General features: G+C 70.5%; 4 protein-coding genes. 1 reads left to right on the forward strand and 3 read right to left on the reverse strand.

Annotated elements, in window-relative coordinates:
- Window positions 1–86: 86 nt before the first annotated feature.
- Entirely contained in the window at window positions 87–605 is a 519-nt protein-coding gene (locus tag AD428_RS23330; protein ID WP_053246736.1) for a hypothetical protein, read from the reverse strand.
- Between the two features lie 254 nt (window positions 606–859).
- Here AD428_RS23330 and AD428_RS23335 point away from each other — a divergent pair, with 254 nt between their 5' ends.
- A complete protein-coding gene (locus tag AD428_RS23335; protein ID WP_053246737.1) occupies window positions 860–1,462 on the forward strand; it encodes a TetR/AcrR family transcriptional regulator in 603 nt (200 codons plus the stop codon).
- Window positions 1,463–1,471: 9 nt separating this feature from the next.
- Here AD428_RS23335 and AD428_RS23340 read toward each other — a convergent pair whose 3' ends face one another.
- Together AD428_RS23340 and AD428_RS23345 are read right to left on the reverse strand one after the other, a co-directional pair.
- Window positions 1,472–2,899 (reverse strand): M20 family metallopeptidase, encoded by a 1,428-nt coding sequence (locus AD428_RS23340; protein WP_053246738.1) that lies wholly within the window; start codon window positions 2,897–2,899, stop codon window positions 1,472–1,474.
- Window positions 2,896–3,802 (reverse strand): ABC transporter ATP-binding protein (locus tag AD428_RS23345; RefSeq protein ID WP_053246739.1); only part of this gene is annotated, 907 nt, incomplete at its 5' end. The genes AD428_RS23340 and AD428_RS23345, both read right to left, overlap by 4 nt.

Below are 3,802 nucleotides of genomic sequence, written 5' to 3' on the forward strand. Positions count from 1 at the left end.
GCGGTCGCGGGCGGCGCGCCGGCTGGCAGTATGCGCAAAGGGAAGCGCGCGGGCAATCGGCAGCGGAGCCCGCGCGCCAGGAAGGCTTATCTGGCCCGGTAGCCGCGGCTCGTCATGCACGAGTCCAGGGCGCGGTTGTAGCTGTCGACCATGACCTGGGTAGTCCATTGGGAGATCGTGGCCGGATCGTAGCCGCTCTGGTTCACCGCCCAGCGCTGGCAGTCGGTTTCGGCGCGCGCCTGCGCCGTGTCCGCCGGCTTGGCCGGCTCGTACTGCACCGGCGCATACTGGGGCTGGGGTTCGACGTAGGCCACGGCCGGCGGCGCGGCGTAGACGGGTGGGCTGGTGTAGGCCACGCCGGGGGCATAGACGCCGGTCTGGACGTAGGTCGGGCCGGAGTTGGCCGCCAGCAGCAGCCCGGCCGCGGCCAGTCCGAAGACGCCGGCCACCCACCAGCCGTCCGAGCCGCCGCCGTGGTGATGGTGCGACGAGCCGCCGTGCCAGCCATGGCCGCCGTGCCATCCGTAGCCGCCCGCATAGGCGGGAGAACCTGCCATGGCCAGCGCCAGCGCGACGCTGGCGGCTCGGCCTGAAAACCGCTTCATGATGCTTGCTCCTGATGAATCCGCCCCGGCCCCGGGGGGCCCGGCGGACCCCTTTACTTTACTGCTTTGGCGGCGCCGTGGCGGGCCGGGCCGCGCCGGGTATTTCAGAAGGTTTCAGACCGGCGCGGTCCCGGCCCGCCACGGGCGGCGCTTGCTTAGCATGCCAGGAAAAACATACAACGCGGTCCGCCATATGACGGCACAAGTCATTGAAATTACTGGTGGAAATGAGCAGGAAAGGGTATTTTCCTGCGATGATCGCAAGCCCTGAATTTCCTGCCGCCGAGAAGCCGCCCACCAAGGGCGAGCGCACGCGCCAGCAATTGCTGGAGGTCGCGGCGGCGGAATTCGCCGAGCGCGGGTTCCAGAACGCCCGGATCAGCGACATCGTGGCGCGCGCCGGAGTGACGCAGCCCGTTTTCTACCAGTATTTCGCCAGCAAGCAGGCGGCCTATGACGAACTGGTGGAGCTGTTCACGCAGCGCCTGCGCCAGGCCATCGCGTGCGCGCGCCTGCCCGACGACACGCCGCAGGCAGGCGTGGCCGGGCGCGTGGCGCAGGGGGTGGCCGGCCTGCTCGACATTCTCCAGCACGACATGAACCTGACGCGCATCGGCTTTTTCCAGGTCGAGCGGGCCGACGCCCTCAAAGGCGAGCTGGAAGGCATGATCGCGGGCAACGTGCGGGCCGAGCAGGCGGCCGGGCTGTTCCGCGACGACGTGTCGCCGGAGTGGTTCGCGCGGGCGCTCATGGGCGCGATCGAACGCTTCACGCGCAAGGCGCTGGACGCGGAGGAGCGGCGACGATGCGCCGCCTTCATCGCGGACCTGTTCCTGGAAGGAATGCGCCGGCGATGAGCCGGCTTTTTATTGGCCGCCTCGGCTGCCGCCTTCCGGGCCGCCTCTTCGGCCCGCGGGCGCCGTGCCCGCGCCCAGGTCCCAGTACAGGCCGGTCATCAGGCGCAGCCCTTCGCGCAGCAGGCCGGGCGGCAGGTGCTCGTTGGGCGCGTGCTGGGAGCAGCCAGGATAGGAGTGCGGTACCCACACGGTGCGCAGGCCCAGGACGTCGGTGAAGATATCGTTGGGCAGAGAGCCGCCGAGATTCGGCAGCACCGCGGTCTTCTTGCCGGAGGTGGCGGCCAGCGAATCGGCGGCCCAGCGCACCCAGGGGTCGTCCGGGTCGATGCGCGTGGCGCGGAACAGGCTCTCGCCGGTTTCCAGGATCTGCACATACGGAAAGCCCTGGCGGTCCAGATGGCGGCGCAGCGCGGGCAGGATGCGGTCGGGATCGATGCCCACCACGAAGCGCAGCTGGCAGCGCGCCCAGGCGCGCGGCGGTATTGCGTTGACGGGCGTGTCGGGGTTGCCCGTCTTGCAGGCCAGGACTTCGAATGAACACCAGCCGAAGACACGTTCGGCCGGCGTCAGGCCGGGTTCGCCCCAGCCGGGCTCGATGAGCGGCCCGTCTTCGCCGCCGTCCACGTCGCAGTCGGCCAGCGCGCGGCGCACCGAATCGGGCAGCGCGTCGGGCACCCATTCCGGCACGCGGATCTGGCCGGAGGGCGACACGATGCTCGCAATGGCGTGGGCGAGCTGGATGCCGGGATTGGAGATCAGCCCGCCCCAGTTGCCCGAGTGGTGCCCGCCCGCGCGCGCCTCGATGGCCAGATCGAAGTTGATGCTGCCGCGCGCGCCCAGGAACACCGTGGGCCGGGCCGGCGACAGGCGCGGACCGTCGGAGGCGATGAGCACGTCGGCCGCCAGCAGGCCGCGGTGCGCTTCGCACAGCTCGCGCAGGCCGGGCGAGCCCGTTTCTTCGCCCATCTCGATCAGGTACTTGGCATTGAAGCCCAGGCGGCCGCGGGCTTCGAGCACGAGCCTCAGCGCTTCCATGTTGACGGTGTGCTGGCCCTTGTTGTCGGCGATGCCGCGCCCGTACCAGCGGCCCTCGGACTCGGTGAGCGTCCAGGGCGACAGGCCGGGTTTCCATTCCTTTTCCAGGCCGCGGATCACATCGCCGTGGCCGTAGCCCAGGGCGGTGGGCAGGGCCGGGTCTTCGATGCGCTCGGCGTAGAGAAACGGCGCCAGGGCGCGCGCTTGCGTCAGGGTGCGGCAACGGAATCCCATGGCTTCGAAGGCGGGCTGGATTTCCTCGGCCAGGTATTGCGCCAGCGTACCGGCGCGCTCGGGGTTCTGGCTTTCGGTGGGCAGCGCCACGCGGCGGGCCAGCACGTCGCGGAATTCGCCGCTGTCGAAGCGGCGTTCGGCCAGGGCCAGGGCTTGGTTTCGGGTCATGAGGGCAGGGCTCCGGAAGTCGAGGCGGGCGGATAGAGATGGCAGGCCACCGCGGCGCCGTCCGGCCGCGCCAAAGCTGGCCGCGCCAAAGCTGGCCGCGCCTCCCTGCACTGGGGCATGGCGTGGCGGCAGCGCGGATGGAACGGGCAGCCGGGCGGCGGATGCAGCGGATCGGGAAACGACAGGCCCAGCCCGGTGTCGGGTATTCCCAGGCCCGGCTCGGGCGTCAGCACCGAGGCCAGCAGCGCCTGGGTATAGGGATGCCGCGGGCCGCGGAAGAGCCGGTCGGCGGGCGCCGATTCGACCACGCGGCCCAGGTACATCACCGCCACCTGGGTGGCGATGTGTTCCACCACCGCCAGGTTGTGGCTGATGAACACGTAGGTGAGGTTGAAATCGCGGCGCAGCTCCATGAGCAGGTTCATGATCTGCGCCTGCACCGACACGTCCAGCGCCGAGGTGGGCTCGTCGCAGATCACGATCTCCGGGCGCATGACCAGCGCGCGGGCGATGGCCACGCGCTGGCGCTGCCCGCCCGAAAGCTGGCCCGGGCTGTTGTGGGCCAGCCGCGGCGGCAGGCCCACGCGCTCCAGCATTTCGATGGCCTTGTGCTGGCGCGGGTTGGGAATGCCGTGCACTTCCAGCGGCAGCGACACAATGGAGGCGATGGACCGGCGCGGGTTGAGCGAGGAATACGGGTCCTGGAAGATGGGCTGCACGCGCCGCGCCAGCGCGCGGCGGTCCATGTGGCGGATGTCCTGGCCGTCGAGGCGGACGGCGCCCTCGCTGGGCGGGATCAGGCCCAGCAGCAGGCGCGCCAGCGTGGATTTGCCGCAGCCGGATTCGCCCACGATGCCCAGCACCTCGCCGCGCCGCACGGCCAGGTCCACGCCGTTGACGGCG

The organism is Achromobacter sp. DMS1 (assembly GCF_001270295.1).

Bases quoted from the DNA above. Each gene is read 5' to 3' on its own strand.
- AD428_RS23340 (WP_053246738.1), bottom strand. From the start codon at position 2,899: ATGACCCGAAACCAAGCCCTGGCCCTGGCCGAACGCCGCTTCGACAGC.
- AD428_RS23335 (WP_053246737.1), top strand. From the start codon at position 860: ATGATCGCAAGCCCTGAATTTCCTGCCGCCGAGAAGCCGCCCACCAAG.
- AD428_RS23330 (WP_053246736.1), bottom strand. From the start codon at position 605: ATGAAGCGGTTTTCAGGCCGAGCCGCCAGCGTCGCGCTGGCGCTGGCC.